Raw genomic sequence first — 21,991 nt, 5'->3', positions numbered from 1 at the left:
ATATTTTTACGCAACCGATTGTTTTTGTTGTTTTATTTGTGATAATGTATTTTTTAGAATAAAATTTTAATAAATCTATTATTCATGTATAAAATATGCGTTTCATAATTTAATCGAATGTTTAAAAAAAGAATAACTTAGTAAAAGATGATTTCATTACGATTAATTTTCCTTGCATTTATAGTTTCCTTTTCTGCAACAGCACAAAAGGATTATAAATTATGGCTTCAATATGATAAAATAACCAACACTGGGCTGGCTTCAGAATATAGAAATAAATTACAGGGAATTGTTTCTTTGGGAAATTCTGAAACTTTAAAGATTTCAATAAAAGAGTTAGAAACCGGGATTTTTCATATGTTAGAAAACAAACCGGAGGTTTTTTCAGAAATCAAAGGAGAGAATAAAATTATTATAGGTTCTAAAACCTCATTAAGTTCCGAAATTCAAAAAGTTGCTGGCTCTGATTTTAATAAAATAAGCGAAGAAGGATTTATAATCAAATCCATTTCACTAAAAAATAAAAAGCACATACTTATTACCGGAAAAAATGATATTGGAGTTTTGTATGGTGTTTATAATTTTTTGAGACTGCTTCAGACGAATAAAACAATCGATAATTTGAATATCGCTGATGCCCCAAAAGCAAATATTCGAATTCTAAATCACTGGGATAATCTGGACAGAACAGTTGAGCGCGGTTATGCAGGTTTCTCTTTGTGGAACTGGCAAAAACTCCCTGATTTTATTGATCAGCGTTATATTGATTATGCGCGTGCAAATGCTTCTGTAGGCATCAACGGAACGGTTTTGACTAATGTAAACGCAAATGCCCTGATCTTAACACCTCAATATTTAGAGAAAGTTGAAGCTCTGGCAAATGTATTCAGGCCGTACGGAATAAAAGTCTATCTAACAGCGCGTTTTTCGGCACCAATCGAAATTGGAGGATTGAAAACGGCAGATCCAAAAGATGCTGATGTGGCTAATTGGTGGAAAAATAAAGCTGCTGAAATTTATAAACGAATTCCGGATTTTGGAGGATTTTTGATAAAGGCGAATTCAGAAGGACAGCCGGGACCGCAAAATTACGGAAGAGATCATGTTGACGGTGCCAATATGCTGGCTGATGCCGTAGCTCCTTTTGGAGGCGTGATAATGTGGAGGGCTTTTGTATATTCTGAACATGATGCAAATGACCGTGCGAAACAAGCTTATGCCGAATTCCAACCGTATGACGGAAAATTCAAAGATAACGTAATCGTTCAGGTAAAAAATGGAGCGATTGATTTTCAGCCTAGAGAACCTTTTCATCCTTTATTTGGAGCAATGCCGAAAACACCTTTAATGATGGAATTTCAAATTACACAGGAATATTTGGGTTTTAGCACACATTTAGTTTACCTGCCTAAATTATATCAGGAAGTTTTAGAGTCAGATACGTATCAAAAAGGAAAAGGTTCATTAGTTGCAAAAGTGGTTGACGGTACTTTGGATCATCATAAACTTACCGGAATTGCAGGAGTTTCCAATATTGGCAACGATTTAAACTGGACAGGACACCCTTTTGCTCAGGCAAATTGGTATGGTTTCGGAAGACTGGCCTGGGATCCTTATCTGGATTCAGAAACTATTGCAGATGAATGGCTGCGATGCACTTTTTCAAATAATGAAAATTTTATCAAACCGGTTAAGGAAATGATGCTTCAGTCACGTGAAGCAGTCGTAAATTATATGACGCCTCTTGGTTTGCATCATATTATGGATACGGGACATCATTACGGTCCGGGTCCTTGGGTTTCAAACTTGTCCAGACCCGAATGGAATCCGGTGTACTATCATAAAGCAGATAAAAACGGAATTGGTTTCGACCGGTCAAAAACAGGTACAAATGCGACAGCACAGTATGCCTCAGAGGTTGAGAAAATTTTTGATAACACAGAAACATGCCCTGAAAAAGATTTATTATGGTTTCATCATGTTTCTTGGGATTATAAATTAAAAAACGGGCAGACGCTCTGGAACGGAATGGCGCTTAAATATCAGGAAGGTGTTGATCAGGTAAAAGAAATGCAGAATACATGGAATAAAACGAAACCTTATCTTGATGCAGAACGATTTAAGGAAGTTGAAATGTTATTGAATATTCAGTATAAAGAAGCAAAATGGTGGCGCGATGCCTGTTTGTTATATTTTCAGCAATTTTCAGGTAAAGAATTACCAAAAGGAGTAGAAAAGCCAACGGAAACATTAGAGTATTTTAAATCACTAAAGTTTCCGTTTGCTCCGGGTAATTGATCCAATTTAAAAACTAATTAATAATAGCATAATGTCATATTTTAAAATGAAACAAAACGATGTATAGAACTTGTCTTCAGTAGTTATTGATGACTTTGCTTCTTTTGACTTTGCTTCTTTTGACTTTTGACTTTTAAACTTTTGACTAACTTATTAACCTAAAATATCACAAAATAATGAAACTAATCAGTCCTTATTTACTGGCAGTCACAGCAGTGCTGTTTGTAAATTGTACGTCAAAAAAGGCAGTTGCTTCTTTGGCAGATTCTTATAAAAAAGATTTTTATATAGGAACGGCTTTAAATGCTGACCAGATTGAAGAAAAAGATACAAAAGCTGATGCAATTATTCGAAAAGAGTTTAATGCAATTACAGCCGAGAATATCATGAAATCAATGTATATGCATCCTCAAAAAGACAAGTATGATTTTGCTTTAGCTGATAAATTTGTGGCGTTTGGCGAAAAAAATAAAATGTTTATTCATGGACATACTTTGATATGGCACAGTCAGTTGGCACCATGGATGAGCGAAATTAAGGATAGTACTGAAATGAAAGCGTTTATGAAAGATCATATCAGTACGATTGTTTCTAAATATAAAGGAAAGATTGATTCCTGGGACGTAGTCAATGAAGCTTTGAACGATGACGGAACCTTAAGAAAATCAGTTTTTTTGAATACACTTGGCGAGAGCTATCTTGCAGACGCTTTTAAACTGGCAGAAAAAGCAGATCCTAAAGCTCAATTATATTACAACGATTACAATATTGAAGAGCCGAAAAAAAGAGAAGGTGCTTTAAGATTGGTAAAATACATTCGTGAGCATGGCGGAAAAGTAGATGGAGTAGGGATTCAGGGACACTGGAGTCTGGAAGGACCTTCATTAGAAGAAATTGAAAAAACGATTTTAGCTTATTCTGAATTGGGTCTTAAAGTAGCTTTCACAGAACTGGACATTACTGTTTTGCCAAATCCCTGGGATTTAAAAGGTGCTGAAATCAATCAGAAATTTGAAGGAAGTGCCAAAATGAATCCATATCCCGATGGTCTTCCTGAAGCTGTTCAGCAAAAATTGGCTCAGCGCTATTCGGATATTTTTAAATTATTTTTGAAGCATAAAGATAAGATTAGCAGAGTGACATTTTGGGGAACTTATGACGGTCAATCATGGTTGAATGACTGGCCAATAAAAGGAAGAACCAATTATCCTTTATTATTTGATACTCAGCTTCAGCCTAAAAAAGCATACGATGCCCTGATTGATTTAAAGAAATAATCGATCTTACTATAAAAGCTTAGATTTCAGAATATTAAATTTTTGAAATAAAGCGGTAATAAGGCAAACTAAATTTGGTTGCTATACTTTTTTTTATAATTTTACACAACCGATTGTTTTGTTATTTTTCTTAGTTTTTTAACATAAGACTTTATAACTGATAATATTTAATGCCAAAAAAATAAAACAATATAATTTACTAAATATAACTAACCTAACTAACCACGATTAGAATAATGAATTTATCTTCTCAAAAATTATCCATTAAAGAAAAAATAGGATATAGCCTTGGAGATCTGGCTGCTAACTTAGTTTTTCAGACATTGATGACATATCTGGCTTATTTTTATACCGATATTTACGGTTTATCACCAGCGCATTCCTCCATAATTATGTTGGTTGTGGGTTTAATCGCTGCTTTTATTTTCAATCCTGTTATTGGAGCATTGGCAGACAGAACGAATACCAAATGGGGTAAATTTCGTCCCTGGATTTTGTGGACATCAGTTCCTTTGGGCATTATTGCACTTTTGGCTTTTACAACGCCTGGATTCTCGTATCAGGGAAAAGTAATTTATGCTGTGATAACTTATTCATTATTGTTATTGTTGTATGCAGCCAATAATTTGCCTTATTCTGCTTTAAGTGGCGTTATAACAGGGGATATGGGCGAGCGAAACAGTATGTCGGCATATCGATTTGTAGCTGTAATGTTTGCGCAGTTTTTTGTACAGGTTTTTATGCTTGGAATTATCAAAAGTGCCGGAAATGGAGACAAAGCGATAGGAATAGAAAAAGTGATGACAGCACTCGCAATTATCGGAACCATTATGTTATTGATTACTTTTCTGACGACCAAAGAACGCATTGTACCAAAGCCGGAACAAAAATCAAGCGTAAAGGAAGATTTAAGCGATCTGATAAAAAACAAACCATGGATTATCATGCTGACGCTTACTCTCCTTGTGTTTGTAACACTGGCAATGAAGGGCGGCTCGTATGTATATTATTTTGAAAACTACGTAAACAAAGATGAATTAGCTGTTTTTATTCAGCCAATTTTAGATTTTCTTTCTAGTATAGGTTTAAACACTTTTGGAGACGATCCTGTTTCTGCTGGCTTTGGATTGTTTAATGCCGGCGGAATTATTTTTATGATAGTTGGAATTACATTATCAAAAAGATTCGCTGACAAATACGGTAAAAGAAACGTTTTCGGATTATTTCTTTTTATTTCGACCTTATTTATAATTGCTTTTTATTTCTTATCGCCAACTGCTGTTGGACTGATGTTTTTTTCTCAAATTTTTCACGGTTTTTTCTATGGCATCACAATTCCGCTTCTTTGGGCGATGATTGCTGATGTGGCAGATTATTCGGAGTGGAAAAACAACCGCCGTGCTACCGCAATTATATTTTCTGCAATGATGGTGGGGCTAAAAGCCGGATTGAGTATTGGTGGTGCTTTGACTACGTCTCTTTTGGGGCACTTTGATTATGTACCAAATGCCGCTTCACAAAGTGATATTGCCATTAACGGAATCAAATTACTGGTAAGTGTCTTTCCTGCAATACCTTTTTTGATCGGTGGCGGATTGTTGTTTTTCTATGAAATTGACAAGAAAATGGAAGTGCAGATAGAAAGTGATTTAAAAGAAAGAAGAGCATAAATTATTATCATTAAAACAAAATACGACTATGCCTGAAGATAGCATTGAACAAATTAATTTTGAAACGATAGACAAAACAGCGATATCACAGCCTTTAGTAAAACACATGTATACAGCCGATCCATCAGCACATGTATTCAACGGCAAAATTTATATTTATCCATCACATGACATTGATGCGGGAATTCCGTTTAATGACAATGGAGATCATTTCGGAATGGAAGATTACCATGTGTTTTCTATGGAAAATATAGAATCTGAAGTAGTCGATAACGGACTTGCTCTGCATGTAAAAGATGTAAAATGGGCCGAGAAACAAATGTGGGCTCCTGATGCCGCCTGTAAAAATGGTAAGTACTATTTGTATTTTCCGGCAAAACGTGCAGACGGAATTTTTCAGATCGGTGTAGCGATTAGTGATTCGCCAACAGGACCGTTTATGGCAGAACCCGAAGCAATTAAGGGAAGCTATTCTATTGATCCGGCTGTTTTTGAGGACAATGACGGAAAATTTTATCTCTATTTTGGAGGTATTTGGGGCGGTCAGCTTCAAAAATACAGAAATAATCAATTTTCTGAAGATAACGAAGAGCCACATAAAAACGAACCGGCATTAGGACCTATCGTAGCATTATTGAGTGATGACATGAAACAATTTGCTGAAGTTCCAAGAGAAATTAAAATTTTGGACAAAAATGGTGATGTTTTATTGGCAGGGAATAATGAGCAGCGCTTTTTTGAAGGTCCATGGATACATACATATAATGGTAAGTATTATTTTTCATATTCTACTGGAGATACACATTTTATTTGTTATGCCATCGGTGACAGTCCTTATGGACCGTTTACGTATCAGGGACGAATTTTAAACCCGGTAATTGGCTGGACTTCTCATCATTCTATCTGTGAGGTAGAAGGAAAGTGGTATCTTTTTTATCATGATTCGAGTCTTTCAAAAGGTGTTACGCATTTGAGATCGATAAAAGTTACTGAAATCACATATAATGAAGATGGTTCAATCAATACGATTGATCCTTATGGAAAAGAAGAATAAATAATTTCGTCAGATTTTAATTGAATATTTAGTGAGTATGTTTAAAAAAGAAACTATATATCTTAAACTTATAATTGGAGCTGTTTTATTGGTTTCTATTTATTCATGCAAAAAAATTTCACAAAAATCACAATCGGTTGTTTATGCCGATTATGCTTCATTTGACTGGTTTGAGTATAAAGGAAAAGATGATGCTTATACCAATATTGTAAAATCAGACAATGAATATCTAAATCCGATATTGACAGGGTTTTATCCAGATCCAACTATTTGCAGGGTTGGAAATAAATTTTATCTGGTCAATTCTTCGTTTTGTTATTTTCCTGGGTTACCAATTTTTGAAAGTACTGATTTGGTAAACTGGAAACAGATAGGCAATATTATCAATCGTCCTGAACAGGCTGATTTTGGGAATTCACGTTTGTCAGGCGGGATGTATGCACCAACTATCCGATATCATAAAGGAATATTTTATGTAATTTGTACTAATGTGAGCGGTGTTGGTAACTTTATTGTTACTGCTAAAAACCCAGCCGGACCATGGTCAAATCCGATTGTACTTCCACAGGTTAACGGAATTGATCCGGATATTTTCTTTGATGAAGACGGAAAAGTTTACATTACACATAATGGTCCTCCGCCCAATAATGTTTCGCTTCACGATGGCCATAGGGCTATTTATATGCTGGAATATGATTTAGAAAAACAAAAAACGGTTACTGAGCCTAAATTAGTGATTAACGGAGGAACAGATTTGTTGAAAAAACCGGTCTGGATTGAAGGTCCGCATGTAATCAAAAAGGGCGGATTTTATTATATGATTTGTGCACAGGGAGGAACCGGTTTTAATCATTCGGAAGTCGTTTTTAGAAGCAAAAGCATTTACGGGCCTTATGAAAGCTATGCCGGTAATCCGATTTTAACACAGTCACATTTAGATGCAAATCGTAAAAATGAAGTTTCCACAACAGGTCACGCTGATTTTGTAGAATTGCCAAACGGAGACTGGTGGGCTGTGTTTTTAGGATGCAGACCTTACGGAGAGGATTTATACAATACAGGAAGAGAAACTTTTATGATGCCTGTAGAATGGAAAAATGACTGGCCGGAAATTGTGGGAGGAAACCAACCGATTCCAATGATTCATCAACGTCCGAACCTGCCGGTTTCAAAAACTAAGGCAGAATCTTTAAACGGAAATTTCGTTTCGAAAGATGATTTTAATTCCAGTGAATTAGATTTAAAGTGGAATTTTATCAGAACACCAAAAGAAAAATGGTACGAGCTGATTAATGGAAAATTGTTAATCAGACCAGGATCAGAATCGATTCATACTGAAACCAATTTTTCTTTTATAGGAAGAAGACAGCAGCATTTAAAATTTGAAGCTTCAGTAAAATTTGAATTTACGCCAAAAGATAATCTACAGGTTGCAGGTTTGACTGCTTTTCAGAATGAAAAACATTATTTTTTGATCGGAAAGCGATTGAATTCTGACAATAAACCTGAGGTTTTTGTAGAACGTACAGCTGCTAAAATCAATAGCGGTAATTCGGAAGTTATTTCTAAAAAAGAACTTTTAGATACTGATAAATCATTGTTTATTAAAATAGAAGGAAACGGAAGATGGTATAGTTTCTATTATAAAACAACAGAAAAAGGGGATTGGAATTTATTGACAAAAGATGCTGACGGATCTATTTTGAGTACAAAAGAGGCTGGTGGTTTTGTTGGGACGTATTTGGGGATGTATACTTCGAAGAATCATTTCTGAAAATAGTGTTACCGTAACTTCTTTTGAAACCGTTCGCGTAAGGGATAGAAAAGGAAAGCCCACAGCTGCGAGGAACGAGCGGGCGAGGACTTGAAACGGATAGCCCGACCCGTAGGGATACGCCCATATTTTAGCGGTGATAGAAAATTAACAATTTTAATATAAAAAATAATTTTTTGTAAAAGAATTTTATCTACTTTAGCATAACAGAACGGAACAGAACGGTATGCTAAAAGAAGAAGAGAAATTTGAATTTGTAATCAATCACGAAAGTGATATTCCGAAGTACCAGCAGTTGGTTGACGGAATTACGAATGCTATTGCTGAGAATATTTTACAAAAGGGAGATTTGCTTCCGTCAGTGAATGTAATCTGCAAGACATATCAGCTTTCGAGGGATACGGTTTTTAAGGCGTATTCGATTTTGAAAGATCAAAAAGTTATTGATTCAGTACCTAATAAAGGATATTATGTAGCTGGTGAAACCAGAAAAGTACTTTTGGTTTTAGACACTTTTAAGGCTTATAAAGAGGTTTTGTATCATTCGGTTGTGAATAATCTGCCTGAGAATGTGATTATTGATGTACAGTTTCATCATTATAATATTGATGTTTTTAAAACGATCATTAATAACGGAATCGGGAAATATTACAAATATGTGGTAATGAATTTTGATAACGCTGCGATTGGCCCGGCATTATCATCGATTTCGAATGATAAACTACTTTTGATTGACTGGAATATTCAGGCTAAAAAAGTTAGTAATTATATTTTTCAGGATTTTGGAAAAGCTTTTTATGATGCTTTGACACAGGCGGCTGATTTGTTTAAAAAGTATAAAAAAATAGAATTTGTATATCCGGATTTTACCAATCATCCTTGGGAAACGGTGGAGTTTTTCAAGAAATTCTGTGGTAATTTTGGTTTTCAATACGGTATTATCACCGATCCGAAAAAGTTCAATATCGAGAAAGAAATAGCTTATATCAGTGTAAGTGACAGGATTTTGGGACATTTTTTAGAACAGTGTAAAGAGAAAGATCTTGAACCCGGAAAAGATGTTGGTTTTCTGTCTTATAATGAAACGCCGATGAAGAAGTTTATCTATAAAGGAATTTCAGTTGTTTCAACTGATTTTAAAGAAATAGGAACCAAAATAGCTGCATTTATTACGCATGACGAAGAAACGCAGTGTTATGTACCAACGAAATTAATATTAAGAGAATCATTATAAAATTTATGTATTATATAGGATATGATATTGGAAGCTCTTCAGTAAAGGTTGCCCTTGTTGAAGCAGCTACAGGCAAAAAAGTTATTGTACTGAATGAGCCACAGAACGAAATGGAAATCTTGTCATTACAGCCTGACTGGGCAGAACAGGATCCTGAAATGTGGTGGCAGTATATTTGTACAGCAACAAAAAGAGCGATTAAAGAAGCGAATATTGATGCTTCTAAAATTCAGGGTATTGGTATTTCATATCAAATGCACGGATTGGTAATTGTGGACAAAGAAGGAGCTTCTTTACGAAATTCAATTATCTGGTGTGACAGCCGTGCGGTTGAAATCGGTAATAAGGCTTACGCTGAAATCGGAGTAGATAAATGTGCTGAACATTTATTGAATTCACCAGGAAATTTTACTGCTTCAAAACTGAAATGGGTAAAAGAAAATGAGCCTCAGGTTTACAGTAAAATAGATAAATACATGCTTCCTGGAGATTACATCGCTTTGAAATTGACAGGTGAAGTAACGACAACTAAAAATGGTTTGTCTGAAGGGATGCTTTGGGATTATAAAGAAAATAAAGTAGCCAACTGGCTTTTGGATTACTACGGAATTGATCAGTCGTTGACGCCAAATATTGTAGAAAATTTCACCAATCAGGGAATTGTTACTGAAAAAGCTTCGAAGGAATCAGGACTTCCTGTTGGAATTCCGATTGTGTACAGAGCCGGAGATCAGCCGAATAATGCATTGTCTCTGAATGTGCTGCGCCCGGGAGAGGTGGCAGCAACCGGAGGTACATCGGGTGTTTTTTATGCTGTTACAGAAACAAATTCAGGTAAAAGTACACGAGTAAACAATTTTGTTCATGTAAATTATTCAGAGTCAAACCCAAGAGTTGGAAAATTGCTGAATATCAATGGAGCAGGAATTCAATACAGATGGATGCGTAACAATACCGGAAATGAATCTTATGAAGAGATGAATGAAAAAGCCTCTCAGGTAAATGTGGGTTCAGAAGGATTGGTTGTTATTCCGTTTGGAAATGGTGCAGAAAGAATGTTTAACAATAAAAGCATCGGATCTCATATTTTAAATCTGAATTTTAATATTCATACCAACGCTCATTTATACAGAGCATCATTGGAAGCAATTGCATTTTCGTTTGTATACGGAATGGAATGTTTGAAAGATGACAATGCTACAATTAATGTGATCAGAGCAGGAAATGACAATTTATTCCGTTCAGAAATTTTCTCAAATACAGTAGCTACATTAATTGGATATGAAATAGAAATCTACAATACAACCGGAGCGGTAGGAGCAGCCAGAGCAGTAGGTTTAACTGATGGTGATTTTGAAAAGTTTGGTTCGGCAATTACAACCAACGATCATGTAATGACCTTTTTACCATTAAAAAATAAAGAAGAGTATGAAAAGGCTTATCAAAAATGGAAACAAGAATTAGAATTAATATTAACAAATAAATAAAAAAGTAAGATGATAATTTTAGGAGATAAAGAATACTACAAAGGTATTGGCCAAATTAAGTTTGAAGGAAAAGAGTCAGACAATCCTTTGGCGTTTAAATATTACAATCCAGACCAGGTTGTAGCTGGAAAAACAATGCGTGATCACTTTAAATTTGCTATTGCTTACTGGCATACTTTCTGCGGACAAGGTAGCGATCCATTTGGGCCAGGAACTCAAAATTTTGCATGGGATGCATCATCAGATCCATATCAGGCAGCTAAGGATAAGGCAGATGCTGCTTTTGAATTTATCAGCAAAATGGGATTCGATTATTTCTGTTTCCACGATTACGATTTGATTGCTGAAGGAGCGACTTTCGCTGAATCAGAAAAACGTTTGGCATTCATTACAGAATATCTAAAAGAGAAAAAAGCAGCATCAGGAATTAAATTGCTTTGGGGAACTTCAAACTGTTTCTCAAATCCAAGATTCATGAACGGAGCCGCTACAAATCCAGATTTTAATGTAGTAGCAAGAGCTGGCGGACAAGTAAAATTAGCTTTAGACGCTACAATCGCTTTAGGTGGAGAAAACTACGTATTCTGGGGCGGTAGAGAAGGTTACATGTCTTTATTAAACACAGACATGGGAAGAGAATTAGACCACATGGCACAATTCTTAACAATGTCAAGAGACTATGCAAGAGCACAAGGTTTCAAAGGAACTTTCTTCATCGAACCAAAACCAATGGAGCCATCTAAACACCAATACGATTTTGACTCTGCTACGGCAATTGGATTCTTAAAAGAGTACGGTTTAGATAAAGATTTCAAAATCAATATCGAGGTAAACCACGCTACTTTGGCACAGCATACTTTCCAACATGAATTAGAAGTAGCTGCAAAAGCAGGAATGTTAGGAAGTATCGATGCGAACAGAGGAGATTACCAAAATGGTTGGGATACAGACCAGTTCCCAAATAACATTCAGGAAACTACTGAAGCCATGTTGGTTTTCTTAAAAGCTGGCGGATTACAAGGCGGTGGAGTTAACTTTGATGCTAAAATCAGAAGAAATTCTACAGACTTAGAAGATGTTTTCTTAGCACACATTGGTGGAGCTGATACTTTTGCAAGAGCTTTACTGACTGCTGATAAAATCATTTCTTCTTCTCCATACGAGAAATTAAGAAAAGAAAGATACAGCTCATTTGATTCTGGAAAAGGTAAAGATTTTGCTGATGGAAAATTAGGTTTAAAAGATCTTTACACTATCGCTCACGAAAATGGAGAATTAAATCTTCAAAGCGGTAAGCAGGAATTGTTTGAAAACATTATCAATCAATACATATAATCTTAAAATAAATTCTGTTCATACAGTTGAGTTAAAAGAATAGTTACAATAATGATGAATCTTAAAGAGGTTCAATCTCAAAAAAGCCTTTATTTGAGATAATTTGATATAGCTATTTATAGAAAATTAGGGTCGGAGGTTTTAGTTAGTTCCGATGACCTTAATTTTTTTTGTACCTTTTTTTAACCAAATTATTGTTCAGTGAACTATCGAAACCATTAAAATTTAGAAAAAATGAAGTTTTTTATAGATACAGCAAATTTAGAAGATATTAAAGAAGCCCAGACTATGGGAGTTTTGGACGGAGTAACAACAAATCCGTCATTGATGGCCAAAGAAGGCATTACAGGGAAAGATAATATTTTAAAGCATTACCTTGATATATGTAATATTGTCGATGGTGATGTTTCTGCTGAAGTGATTTCAACAGATTTTGAAGGAATGATAAGAGAAGGTGAGGAGCTGGCAGCTTTACACAAACAGATTGTAGTGAAACTTCCTATGATTGGTGATGGAGTAAAAGCCTGTAAATATTTTTCCTCAAAAGGAATCAGAACCAATGTAACTTTGGTATTCTCTGCCGGTCAGGCATTATTGGCAGCAAAAGCAGGAGCTACGTATGTTTCTCCGTTTTTAGGAAGACTTGACGATGTTTCTACAGACGGGCTGAATTTAATTGCGGAGATCAGGGAAATTTATGATAATTACAATTATGAAACCCAGATTCTTTCGGCCTCAGTAAGACATACAATGCATATTGTAAATTGTGCCAAAATAGGATCTGATGTTATGACGGGCCCTTTGTCTGCTATCAAAGGCTTATTAAAGCATCCTTTGACAGATATTGGACTGAAGCAATTTGTAGAAGATGCTAAAAAAATGAACTTATAAATAGTTCATTTTCATTAAGTTTTATTTGCCCCACAAATCTAAATTTAAAAGTTATTAAACTCCTTTCAAATCTATTTTGGAAGGAGTTTTTCGTTTTTTGATTTTTCTTTCGCTTATTTTTTAAAACGCTGTTTTGTCTTTTGTAAGATTTTAGGGTTTATATCTTTATTTGGCAATATTTAAGCGTTAAAAATCTGGCAAAAATTTACTCGTATTTCGCTCTTAAGTAAATTTCTCTTTTTTATGTTTTTTTTAAGAAATAATTATAAAGGGTTAAATTAATGTAATGTTTAAGCTCTACAGGTTTCTTAAAATGAATAATATGTATCATTTTTCATTTATTAATATGTAATATGTTTTTTTAGTAAATATTTTTTTTGAAATTGATAAAAAAAATTAACGCAACCGATTGTGTATTGTTGTATTTTATATATATTTGTTTTTATAAAGGCCACCACAATTATTTTCATAAAATTTTAAAAACTAACAGACCATAACTTATTAACTAATTAAATCAATTATTTATGACTAACTTTTTAATTACTAAAAGCAAATCGAAATACTTCAAAAATTTAGGGTTCCTGATCCTAATGGCTGTATTTTCTGCTTCGGTAAATGCTCAAACAAATGTATCTGGAACAGTTTCAGATAAAAATGGTCCAATACCTGGAGTTAATATTATAGTTAAAGGAACAAAAAATACTACTGTAACTAATTTTGATGGTACGTTTAGTATTAATTCTGTTCCTGCAAATGCTATTTTGAGTTTTAGTTTTATTGGTTATAAAACCAAAGAAGTTTCAATTGGTAATCAGAATAAAATTAATGTAGTTCTTGAAGAAAACTTAAATGATCTGAAAGAAGTTGTAGTAGTTGGATATGGTACCATGAAGCGTAAAGATTTAACAGGTTCAGTATCTACCGTAACAAGCAAAGCAGTTACCCAATCTGTTACTACTTCTATTGAACAACTTTTGCAAGGTCGTGCTGCCGGGGTACAGGTGCAGCAAAATAGTGGTGCTCCAGGTGCCGCATCTTCGGTTCAAATTCGTGGTATTAGCAGTATAAATGGTGCAACCCAACCGATTTATGTAATTGATGGGGTTATTATAGATTCAAATAGTAACAGTAATGTAAATGTAAATCCAATTGCAACAATAAATCCTGCAGATATTGTTTCCATTGATGTTTTAAAAGATGCTTCTGCAACTGCAATCTATGGATCTCGAGCTGCAGCAGGGGTAATTATGGTTACAACTAAGAGGGGTAAAAAAGGAGAGTTAAGTTTGTCTTTTAACGGTTATGCAGGATGGCAGGAAATCCCAAAACATTTAGATGTGTTAAATCTTCAGGAATATGCAACTCTTAAAAATACACGTTCTGACTTAGGAATTGTTGAAAGGGATGCCAATTTTATTCGTCCTGATTTACTTGGAAAAGGAACAGACTGGCAAAATAAACTTTTTGATAAAGCTTTAATGCAAAATTATAATCTATCTGCTTCCGGAGGATCAGAAAAAAGTACTTATTATATGTCAATTGGGTATTTAGATCAGGAGGGTATTGCCATGGGGTCAAGTTTCGACAGGCTTAACTTAAGCAGTAACTTAGACTCACAGGTTAAAGATTATTTAAAACTAGGTTTAAATTTTGCTTTGAGTAATACAAAACAAAATACTACAATCAATGATGGGTCTTTAATCCTAACAGCTTTAAAACAGACACCAAACGTAGCAGTTCGTAATGCCGATGGAAATTTTGACGGTCCTGACACAGATCAGTTTGTACAAAATAACCCAATCGGATTGGCTTCTTTAAGAACTAATAATAATGAAAACATTAATCTTAGAGCCAATACATTTGCTGATATTACTTTTACTAAAGGTCTAACTTTTAAAACTCAATATTCCTTAGATTACGGTTTTTCAAATGCTTATACTTTTGATCCTTCTTATACATTTGGAGCTATCACTAATGAGATTCGTCAGGGGACCAGAACTAAAGGTTTTAGTAAAAACTGGATATGGAATAATGTATTAAGTTACAACCGTGATTTTGGAAAACATTCATTGAATGCAATGTTAGGACAGGAATTACAGGAAAATCATTGGGAAAATTTATACGGATATATCTCAGGATATTTAACCAATACTTCTACAGATTTGTCAATGGGAGATCCGGCTACAGCCAGAGTTGATAACCACAGTAGCAATAGCGCTTTGAGTTCTTATTTCGGAAGATTATTTTATTCTTTTAATGATAAATATTTATTAACGGCTACTATTCGTCGTGACGGATCTTCTAAATTTCATGAAGATAACCGTTGGGGCTGGTTTCCATCAGCTGCATTTGCCTGGAGGGTTTCAAATGAAAGTTTTCTAAAAGATAATAAAGTAATCAATAATTTAAAACTCCGTTTGGGATGGGGAGCTGTTGGTAATCAGAATGTACCAAATTATGCTTATACTTCAACGTATGGATCTAGTGCAACAGCGAATTGGGGGACTGGGTTACTGGCTTCAAATACAGCAAATAAAGATTTAAAATGGGAAACCACATATGCAACTAATGCGGGTATCGATTTAAGTCTTTTTAATAACCGAATAGAACTGACTGCTGATGTGTACATAAAAAAAACAATTGATTTAATAAACCAATTGGCTTTACCTGCGTATGTAGGAACATCTGGCCAGGGGGCAACTTCTTCGCCTTGGTATAATATTGGAGATCTTGAAAATAAAGGTTTTGAAATCTCTTTAAATACCATTAATATTGAAAATAAAGAGTTTAAATGGACATCAAACTTTACTTTTTCAATGAATAAAAATAAAGTTTTGAAATTAAACAGTGATTCTGGTCATTACGACGGAACAGTTCAGCAAGGTTCTGATGTTACTGTAGTTACCCGAACTGCTGTAGGCAAACCAATTAGTCAGTTTTATGGTTACAAAGTAATTGGACGTTTTGAAAAAGCGACAGATTTCTACTATAAAGATGCGTCCGGAAATATTTTACCAACTGCTTTACCAAAAGACATGCAAATTGGAGAAAACGGAGTATGGATTGGAGATTATATTTTTGATGATGCCAATAAAGACGGTGTAATTGATGATAAAGATTTGCAATATATTGGGAATCCATTACCTAAATTTACATACGGAATCAATAATACTTTTACTTACAAAGGATTTGACATCAATATTTTCCTTGATGGTTCTTACGGAAATGATGTTGTGAATTACCAACGCCGATGGTTAGAAAATCCAAGAGAAAACACTAATTTATTTAGTACAGCTTTAGGGTATGCGCAATTAGCTTTAATCGATCCAAATGGACCGAATGATTACCGAAATGTCGAAATAGTTGGAGGAGATCCTTATATGCCGCGTATAGCTGCTTCATCTGCTGCTTCTACATCGAATTATCGTTTCAGTGACAGATTTGTAGAGGATGGATCTTTCATTCGAATCAGAAATATTTCATTAGCGTATAATCTACCAGCATCATTTGCTAACAAATTAGGTGTTGCCGGTATCAAAGTATATTCTAATATGCAAAATGTGCTTACCTTCAGTAAGTATTCAGGTTATGAACCGGAAGTTGGATCCCTAAATAATAATGCTCTTTATTCAGGTATTGATAATGGACGTTATCCTTCTCCTCGTATTACTTCATTTGGAGTAAATGTTAATTTCTAAACATAAAATAAGATGAAAAATTTATATATAAAACGCATTTTCCTTTTTGTCACTTTATCTTTTTTGGGGACTAGTTGTAGCGACTTTCTTGAAGTTGAACCAAATGATCTGATTACAAAAGAAAATTTTTATAAAACCGAAGATGATTTTAAGGCAGCTACAGCTCCTTTGTATAATAAAGTATGGTTTGATTTTAATGACAAATTCTACTATGGTTTAGGTGATGGAAGATCTTATAATTTGTATGCTCCATATTCAGATTATATTTATCCATTTGCCGATTTGACTGAAACTGGGTTAACAGGTCCGTTAGTTTCTGCCTGGGGGTCTTTGTATAATGTTGTGCAGCAATCAAACAATGTTATTATAGGAATTGAAGGCAGTACTGTTAATGAAAGCATTAAAAATAAATACATTGCTGAAGCCAGATTTATGCGAGGAACAGCTTATTGGTATTTAGCTTCTTTATGGGGAAATGTCATAATTTCTACAAATCCGGCAGATTTGGTTAAAAATCCTGTAGTTAATACCAATCCGGTAAAAGATGTTTATGAATTTGCTATCCGTGATTTAGAATTCGCTGCAAAATATCTTCCGGAAACTGCAGGTCAGGCTGGGCGTCTGACTAAATACAGTGCTTTTGGAATGTTATCCCGTTTTTATTTATCGGTTGCGGGGTTAAGTGACAATCCAAATTCAGGAACCAGAAATCAGGATTACTTAGAATTAGCAAAAAAAGCGGCTTCAAAAGCTATCTCTGAAGGGCCATACACGATATTGCCTAGTTACGCAGATTTATTCAAAATTGACAATAATAATAATGTTGAGTCAATGTTTGCTTTGCAATGGGTTCCGAACGGGAGTTATGGCGTAAACAATACACAACAGGCCTATTTTGCATTAGGATCTGACATTACCGGAGATGATGCTGCCTGGGGATACTGGACAAGAGCTTCAAATGATATTTTATATGAATATGAAACAAAAGATATCAGACGTCATGCAACCTGGATGGCTGATGAAGATTTTTACCCGGAAATCAATGTAGCAAATGGCGGTTATACTGTAGATCATGCCAATACTTTTGTAAACGTTAAAAAAGGTGTCGTTGGTTCAACAAAAGATAACAGTAAAATTTCGAAACAAAACTCAGCTCTTAATACCTATATGTTGCGTTTAGGCGAGGTATATCTTAATTATGCAGAAGCAATTTTAGGAAACAGTACTTCTACAACAGATGCAACCGCTTTGGCAATGGTCAATGCACTTAGAACCAGAGGAGGTGTTGATTTAAAAACAAGTCTTACTTATGAAGACATTAGACACGAACGCAGAGTAGAGTTGTGTATGGAAGGACAATACTGGTATGATTTGGTTAGAAGATCGTACTATAAACAGCAGGAAGTTATCAATTACATCACAGGTCAGACAAGACAAACCATTGTTCCAATTACTTATAATGCGGCAACCAATACAGTATCTGTTGATGCAACAAGAACAAATTCACCAAGAGCAATCGGAGTAATTGATTCTTCAATCTTTTTGATGCCTTATCCGGAATCAGAGGTAATTCAGAATCCATTGTTAAGTGAGAGCCCTGTTCCTTATGAGTTTAAAGAAAGTAAAATAACTGATTTATTTAATTAAAACAGAAATTCAAGAAATATGAAAAATTATATTTTAAATAAAAATTACTGGACACCCATATTATTCCTTGGCTTAATGGTTTTCAGTATATTGTTTACGGCTTGCGACAATAGCGATTCTAATGAAGGCGGCGGACCAATAACGATTACAAAAGTGTTTTTGGAAGATGTAAATTCATCTGTACCAGACAGAGAAGTTTCTTTTGCAAGATTAGGACAGTTATTACGCATTGAAGGTTCTGGCTTTAAAGGATTAAAAAGAGTTTACATTAATGGCTATAATACTTATTTTAATGTTGTTTATGTAAGTGATAAATCAATGTTGGTGAATGTTTCGGCTGATACCCCTATTTTAGATGCTGATCCTTCAGTTAGAAATACTATTCGTTTTGCAAATGATTCTCACGAATTTACATTGCCTTTTGAAATTCGTGCCGGAAAACCAGTAATTACAAATGTTTCAAACACAATGCCTAATGTAGGCGAAACTATTACCATAACCGGAACTGGTTTGACAGAAGTAAGTAAAGTCATTTTTCCTGGAAATGTTGAAGTAGGTACTGGAATTACTTCAGATGAAGATGGTGAATTTTTTACTGTAACTATGCCAAATGGCGTTTCGGATACTGGAGGTTCATTATATGTACAAACTTCTAATGGAGGAGTTTATTCACCGGCTTATTTTAACTTTAAAAAAGGAATTATTTTAGATTTTGACGGAAACGGAACTCAGGGCTATTGGAGTACATCAACGATACCAGGTATGATCACACCGACAGATCTTGGGTCAGCTGCTATTGGTCAGACAAATTTGTCTCATGGAAAATATGTACCACATCGTCCTGATCGTATTGCTTCTATTCCGGCAGCAACTGTTAGAGCAACAGAAGTTTGGACCGCTGGAACAGGAGTAGACAATTGGAGAACACAATTAACACCTTATATTCCGGCAAATACTCCTCTTGATAAAGTAGCATTTCAGTTTGATATTTATGTTCCTGATGCCTGGAAAGATTCAGGTTACTTAAAAATATGTACCATCAATAATTTTAATGGAGGAACCTGGACTGGTGGAGTTTATAACTATATTCCATGGTTGATTGACGGAAAATCAGTTGCTTTTCAAACTACGGGCTGGGTAACAATTACTATTCCTTTTAATAAATTTTATCAATGGTCTAAAGCTGATTTCACTTTCGAAGCAGTACTGGCTTATCGTGAAGCGGCAACGTATCAAAATTTTGGAATATGGTTTGAAAATGCCGATGTAAAGATGAAAGATGTACTGGGGAATGACAGTGAAGTTGAATTTGCTTCAAAACCAACTACGGTAAAAGTTTATACTGATAACTGGAGAGTTGTATCATTAAACACACCGGTTTATGATGATTTTGCTAACTAAAAAAAATATCCAATGAAATATAAATATATAATACCAATAATCGCTTCATCCTTAATGTTACTGACATCATGCGATGATAATCTGATGGAGTGGAAAAAAGTTGAAGGACATGGTGAAATTGCATCATCTGAACTGCCTTTAGCATTAGCCGAAAAAATTACGAGATACGAACCTCTTAAAAATTATTCTACTTTTAATTTAGGAAACGGAATAGGGGTAAGTTTGTATTTAGAAGATGAAACCTATAGAAGTATTGTTAATGCAAATTTTGACGAAGTAGTTCCGGGTTACGAAATGAAACACGGGGCCATGGTAAAATCAAACGGAAGCATTGATTTTACAACGATGGATAAATTTGTAACAGAAACTAAAAAGGCTGGTTTATCACTTTATGGGCATACACTGGTTTGGCATTCCAATAATAATGCGAGTTACTTAAACGGATTATTAGCGCCAACTATTATTCCCGGATCAAGTGGGGCAAATTCATTGAATATTGCCGGATTAAAAGATGGTACTTTTAGCGGTTGGTCAAGAAATAATCCCGGTGCAGGAATTTCAATAGTTGATGGCGCCGGATTAACGAGTACCTCAAAGGCCATAAAATTAATTTCAAGTGCGACTTCATCACAAGCTTATAATTTGCAATTAACTTCACCAGCAGTTCCAATTGTGAGCAATCATAATTACGAAATCTCTTTTTACGTAAAATCAGATGTAACTGGTAAGGGACGTATTTCTTTCAACTCAAGTTTAACCAATATGTATCCTTGGAAAGATTGGTTTGCTACAGGTGGATCATTTACAGAAGCATTTTCAACAACATCAGCATGGAAACAAGTAAAAATTAAACTGGCTCCAGGTGATTTTGCTACAGGAGCTACCAGTTTTCAGTTCAATTTAGATTTAGGATATTTGCCAAACGTTACTTACTTGATTGATGTAAATACTTTGGCAGTTGTAGATCTTGATGCTGCGACAGGACCAGTTAATTTGATTGCTAATGGAACTTTCAATTCAGGCATTACCGGATGGAACAGAATCAATGGTGCAACTGACGCTTTAAGTGCAGGAACAGGAGCAGCAAATGTTTACGAAGGTAGTGGATCTATGAAAGTAGTAAATGCAACATCTGATGCTGGAGGCCAATGGAAAACTCAGATTCAGACCACTTTTATTTCTTCATTGGTAGCAGGAAAAAGCTATACGATTTCTTATATGATTCGTTCTGAAGCTAATGGATCAGTAAGATGTTCAACTACACCATCGACAAATGCAAGTTATCAGGCAGATCAGTCAACGACAACTACATGGAAACTGATAGAATGGAAAATCACAGCAAAAGGAGGTGAGACTGGTTTTGGATTTGATTTAGGAGGAACAGCAGGAACATATTATATTGACAATGTTTTGGTTACAGATGGATCATCTTCAGGAAGTGGACAAACGGATCCAATAACAATCGAAAAAACAGATGCAGAAAAAACACAGCTGATTGATGGAGCTATGACTGACTGGATTTCAAAAATGATGACACATTTTAAAAATGATGTTCATGCTTGGGATGTAGTAAACGAACCGGTAAAAGAAGATGGAAGTTTACGTGACGGAGTTGTTACTGATATGGCAAATGATGAATTTTACTGGGTGAAATATCTAGGAAAAGATTATGCTGTTAAAGCATTTAAACTGGCTCGTCAATATGGTAATTCTACCGATAAATTATTTATAAATGATTATAATTTAGAATCCAGACTGGATAAATGTGACGGATTAATTAACTATGTTAAATATATTGAAAGTCAGGGAGCTACTGTTGACGGAATCGGAACGCAAATGCACATATCTTTGACAACAGACAAAGCTAAAATTGATCAGATGTTCCAAAAATTAGCAGCATCAGGAAAACTAATTAAAATCTCTGAGCTGGATATTCGTTTAGGAACAAAAAGTCCAACAGCTGTACAATTAGCAGATCAGTCAGCAATGTATCAGTATGTTATTGATTCCTATAAAAAATACATACCAGTTGCTCAACAATACGGAATAACGATTTGGGGAGTATCAGATAACGAACAAGAACACGAATATTGGTTGCCTGACGAATCTCCAAACGTGTGGGATGCCAGCTATAAACGTAAACATGCCTATAAAGGGGTAGCTGATGGTCTTGCCGGTAAAGATGTAAGTAAAGACTTTTCAGGCGAACTGCAACCTTAATTTTT

Annotated in this window: 13 protein-coding genes; all 13 read left to right on the top strand. The window is 34.9% G+C overall.

Annotated elements, in window-relative coordinates; all coding sequences use genetic code 11:
- The first annotated feature begins 147 nt into the window (after positions 1 to 147).
- The 13 genes from GWR14_RS02195 to GWR14_RS02135 all read left to right on the top strand — a co-directional run bounded on the left by GWR14_RS02195 (position 148) and on the right by GWR14_RS02135 (position 21,986).
- Positions 148 to 2,298: an alpha-glucuronidase family glycosyl hydrolase gene (locus tag GWR14_RS02195; RefSeq protein ID WP_163407312.1), complete on the top strand. Its 2,151-nt coding sequence runs from the start codon at positions 148 to 150 to the stop codon at positions 2,296 to 2,298.
- Between the two features lie 176 nt (positions 2,299 to 2,474).
- Positions 2,475 to 3,575 (top strand): endo-1,4-beta-xylanase, encoded by a 1,101-nt coding sequence (locus GWR14_RS02190; RefSeq protein ID WP_163407311.1) that lies wholly within the window; start codon positions 2,475 to 2,477, stop codon positions 3,573 to 3,575.
- A gap of 236 nt (positions 3,576 to 3,811) precedes the next feature.
- Entirely contained in the window at positions 3,812 to 5,245 is a 1,434-nt protein-coding gene (locus GWR14_RS02185; RefSeq protein WP_163407310.1) for an MFS transporter, read from the top strand.
- 28 nt (positions 5,246 to 5,273) lie between these two features.
- Positions 5,274 to 6,299 carry a glycoside hydrolase family 43 protein gene (locus GWR14_RS02180; RefSeq protein ID WP_163407309.1) on the top strand — a complete coding sequence of 342 codons (1,026 nt, stop codon included), beginning with the start codon at positions 5,274 to 5,276 and terminating at the stop codon, positions 6,297 to 6,299.
- A gap of 37 nt (positions 6,300 to 6,336) precedes the next feature.
- Positions 6,337 to 8,073 (top strand): glycoside hydrolase family 43 protein, encoded by a 1,737-nt coding sequence (locus GWR14_RS02175; RefSeq protein ID WP_163407308.1) that lies wholly within the window; start codon positions 6,337 to 6,339, stop codon positions 8,071 to 8,073.
- A gap of 226 nt (positions 8,074 to 8,299) precedes the next feature.
- The gene (locus GWR14_RS02170) at positions 8,300 to 9,307 is read left to right on the top strand and encodes a GntR family transcriptional regulator (protein WP_163407307.1); all 1,008 of its coding nucleotides are present in this window, start codon (positions 8,300 to 8,302) and stop codon (positions 9,305 to 9,307) included.
- Positions 9,308 to 9,312: 5 nt separating this feature from the next.
- On the top strand, positions 9,313 to 10,794 hold the full coding sequence (locus GWR14_RS02165) for a xylulokinase (protein WP_163407306.1): 1,482 nt from the start codon (positions 9,313 to 9,315) through the stop codon (positions 10,792 to 10,794).
- Positions 10,795 to 10,803: 9 nt separating this feature from the next.
- Positions 10,804 to 12,129, top strand: a complete 1,326-nt coding sequence (gene xylA, locus GWR14_RS02160) for a xylose isomerase (RefSeq protein ID WP_163407305.1) — start codon at positions 10,804 to 10,806, stop codon at positions 12,127 to 12,129.
- Positions 12,130 to 12,363: 234 nt separating this feature from the next.
- On the top strand, positions 12,364 to 13,020 hold the full coding sequence (gene fsa / locus GWR14_RS02155) for a fructose-6-phosphate aldolase (RefSeq protein WP_163407304.1): 657 nt from the start codon (positions 12,364 to 12,366) through the stop codon (positions 13,018 to 13,020).
- Between the two features lie 524 nt (positions 13,021 to 13,544).
- Positions 13,545 to 16,718: a SusC/RagA family TonB-linked outer membrane protein gene (locus tag GWR14_RS02150; RefSeq protein ID WP_163407303.1), complete on the top strand. Its 3,174-nt coding sequence runs from the start codon at positions 13,545 to 13,547 to the stop codon at positions 16,716 to 16,718.
- A 12-nt stretch (positions 16,719 to 16,730) separates the two neighbouring features.
- Entirely contained in the window at positions 16,731 to 18,365 is a 1,635-nt protein-coding gene (locus GWR14_RS02145) for a RagB/SusD family nutrient uptake outer membrane protein (RefSeq protein ID WP_163407302.1), read from the top strand.
- Positions 18,366 to 18,383: 18 nt separating this feature from the next.
- On the top strand, positions 18,384 to 19,766 hold the full coding sequence (locus tag GWR14_RS02140; protein ID WP_163407301.1) for a glycan-binding surface protein: 1,383 nt from the start codon (positions 18,384 to 18,386) through the stop codon (positions 19,764 to 19,766).
- 12 nt (positions 19,767 to 19,778) lie between these two features.
- Positions 19,779 to 21,986, top strand: a complete 2,208-nt coding sequence (locus tag GWR14_RS02135; RefSeq protein WP_163407300.1) for an endo-1,4-beta-xylanase — start codon at positions 19,779 to 19,781, stop codon at positions 21,984 to 21,986.
- The last annotated feature ends 5 nt before the right edge of the window (positions 21,987 to 21,991 follow it).

The sequence above is a fragment of the Flavobacterium ajazii genome (assembly GCF_010614725.1).
GTDB lineage: Bacteria > Bacteroidota > Bacteroidia > Flavobacteriales > Flavobacteriaceae > Flavobacterium > Flavobacterium ajazii.
Note: the sequence above shows the minus strand (reverse complement) of the source record. Positions and strands in the feature narration are given on the sequence as shown.

Excerpts from the sequence above, each read along its gene's own strand:
- GWR14_RS02195 (WP_163407312.1), top strand. The coding sequence starts at position 148 with ATGATTTCATTACGATTAATTTTCCTTGCATTTATAGTTTCCTTTTCT.
- GWR14_RS02190 (WP_163407311.1), top strand. The coding sequence starts at position 2,475 with ATGAAACTAATCAGTCCTTATTTACTGGCAGTCACAGCAGTGCTGTTT.
- GWR14_RS02185 (WP_163407310.1), top strand. The coding sequence starts at position 3,812 with ATGAATTTATCTTCTCAAAAATTATCCATTAAAGAAAAAATAGGATAT.
- GWR14_RS02180 (WP_163407309.1), top strand. The coding sequence starts at position 5,274 with ATGCCTGAAGATAGCATTGAACAAATTAATTTTGAAACGATAGACAAA.
- GWR14_RS02175 (WP_163407308.1), top strand. The coding sequence starts at position 6,337 with ATGTTTAAAAAAGAAACTATATATCTTAAACTTATAATTGGAGCTGTT.
- GWR14_RS02170 (WP_163407307.1), top strand. The coding sequence starts at position 8,300 with ATGCTAAAAGAAGAAGAGAAATTTGAATTTGTAATCAATCACGAAAGT.
- GWR14_RS02165 (WP_163407306.1), top strand. The coding sequence starts at position 9,313 with ATGTATTATATAGGATATGATATTGGAAGCTCTTCAGTAAAGGTTGCC.
- xylA (WP_163407305.1), top strand. The coding sequence starts at position 10,804 with ATGATAATTTTAGGAGATAAAGAATACTACAAAGGTATTGGCCAAATT.
- fsa (WP_163407304.1), top strand. The coding sequence starts at position 12,364 with ATGAAGTTTTTTATAGATACAGCAAATTTAGAAGATATTAAAGAAGCC.
- GWR14_RS02150 (WP_163407303.1), top strand. The coding sequence starts at position 13,545 with ATGACTAACTTTTTAATTACTAAAAGCAAATCGAAATACTTCAAAAAT.
- GWR14_RS02145 (WP_163407302.1), top strand. The coding sequence starts at position 16,731 with ATGAAAAATTTATATATAAAACGCATTTTCCTTTTTGTCACTTTATCT.
- GWR14_RS02140 (WP_163407301.1), top strand. The coding sequence starts at position 18,384 with ATGAAAAATTATATTTTAAATAAAAATTACTGGACACCCATATTATTC.
- GWR14_RS02135 (WP_163407300.1), top strand. The coding sequence starts at position 19,779 with ATGAAATATAAATATATAATACCAATAATCGCTTCATCCTTAATGTTA.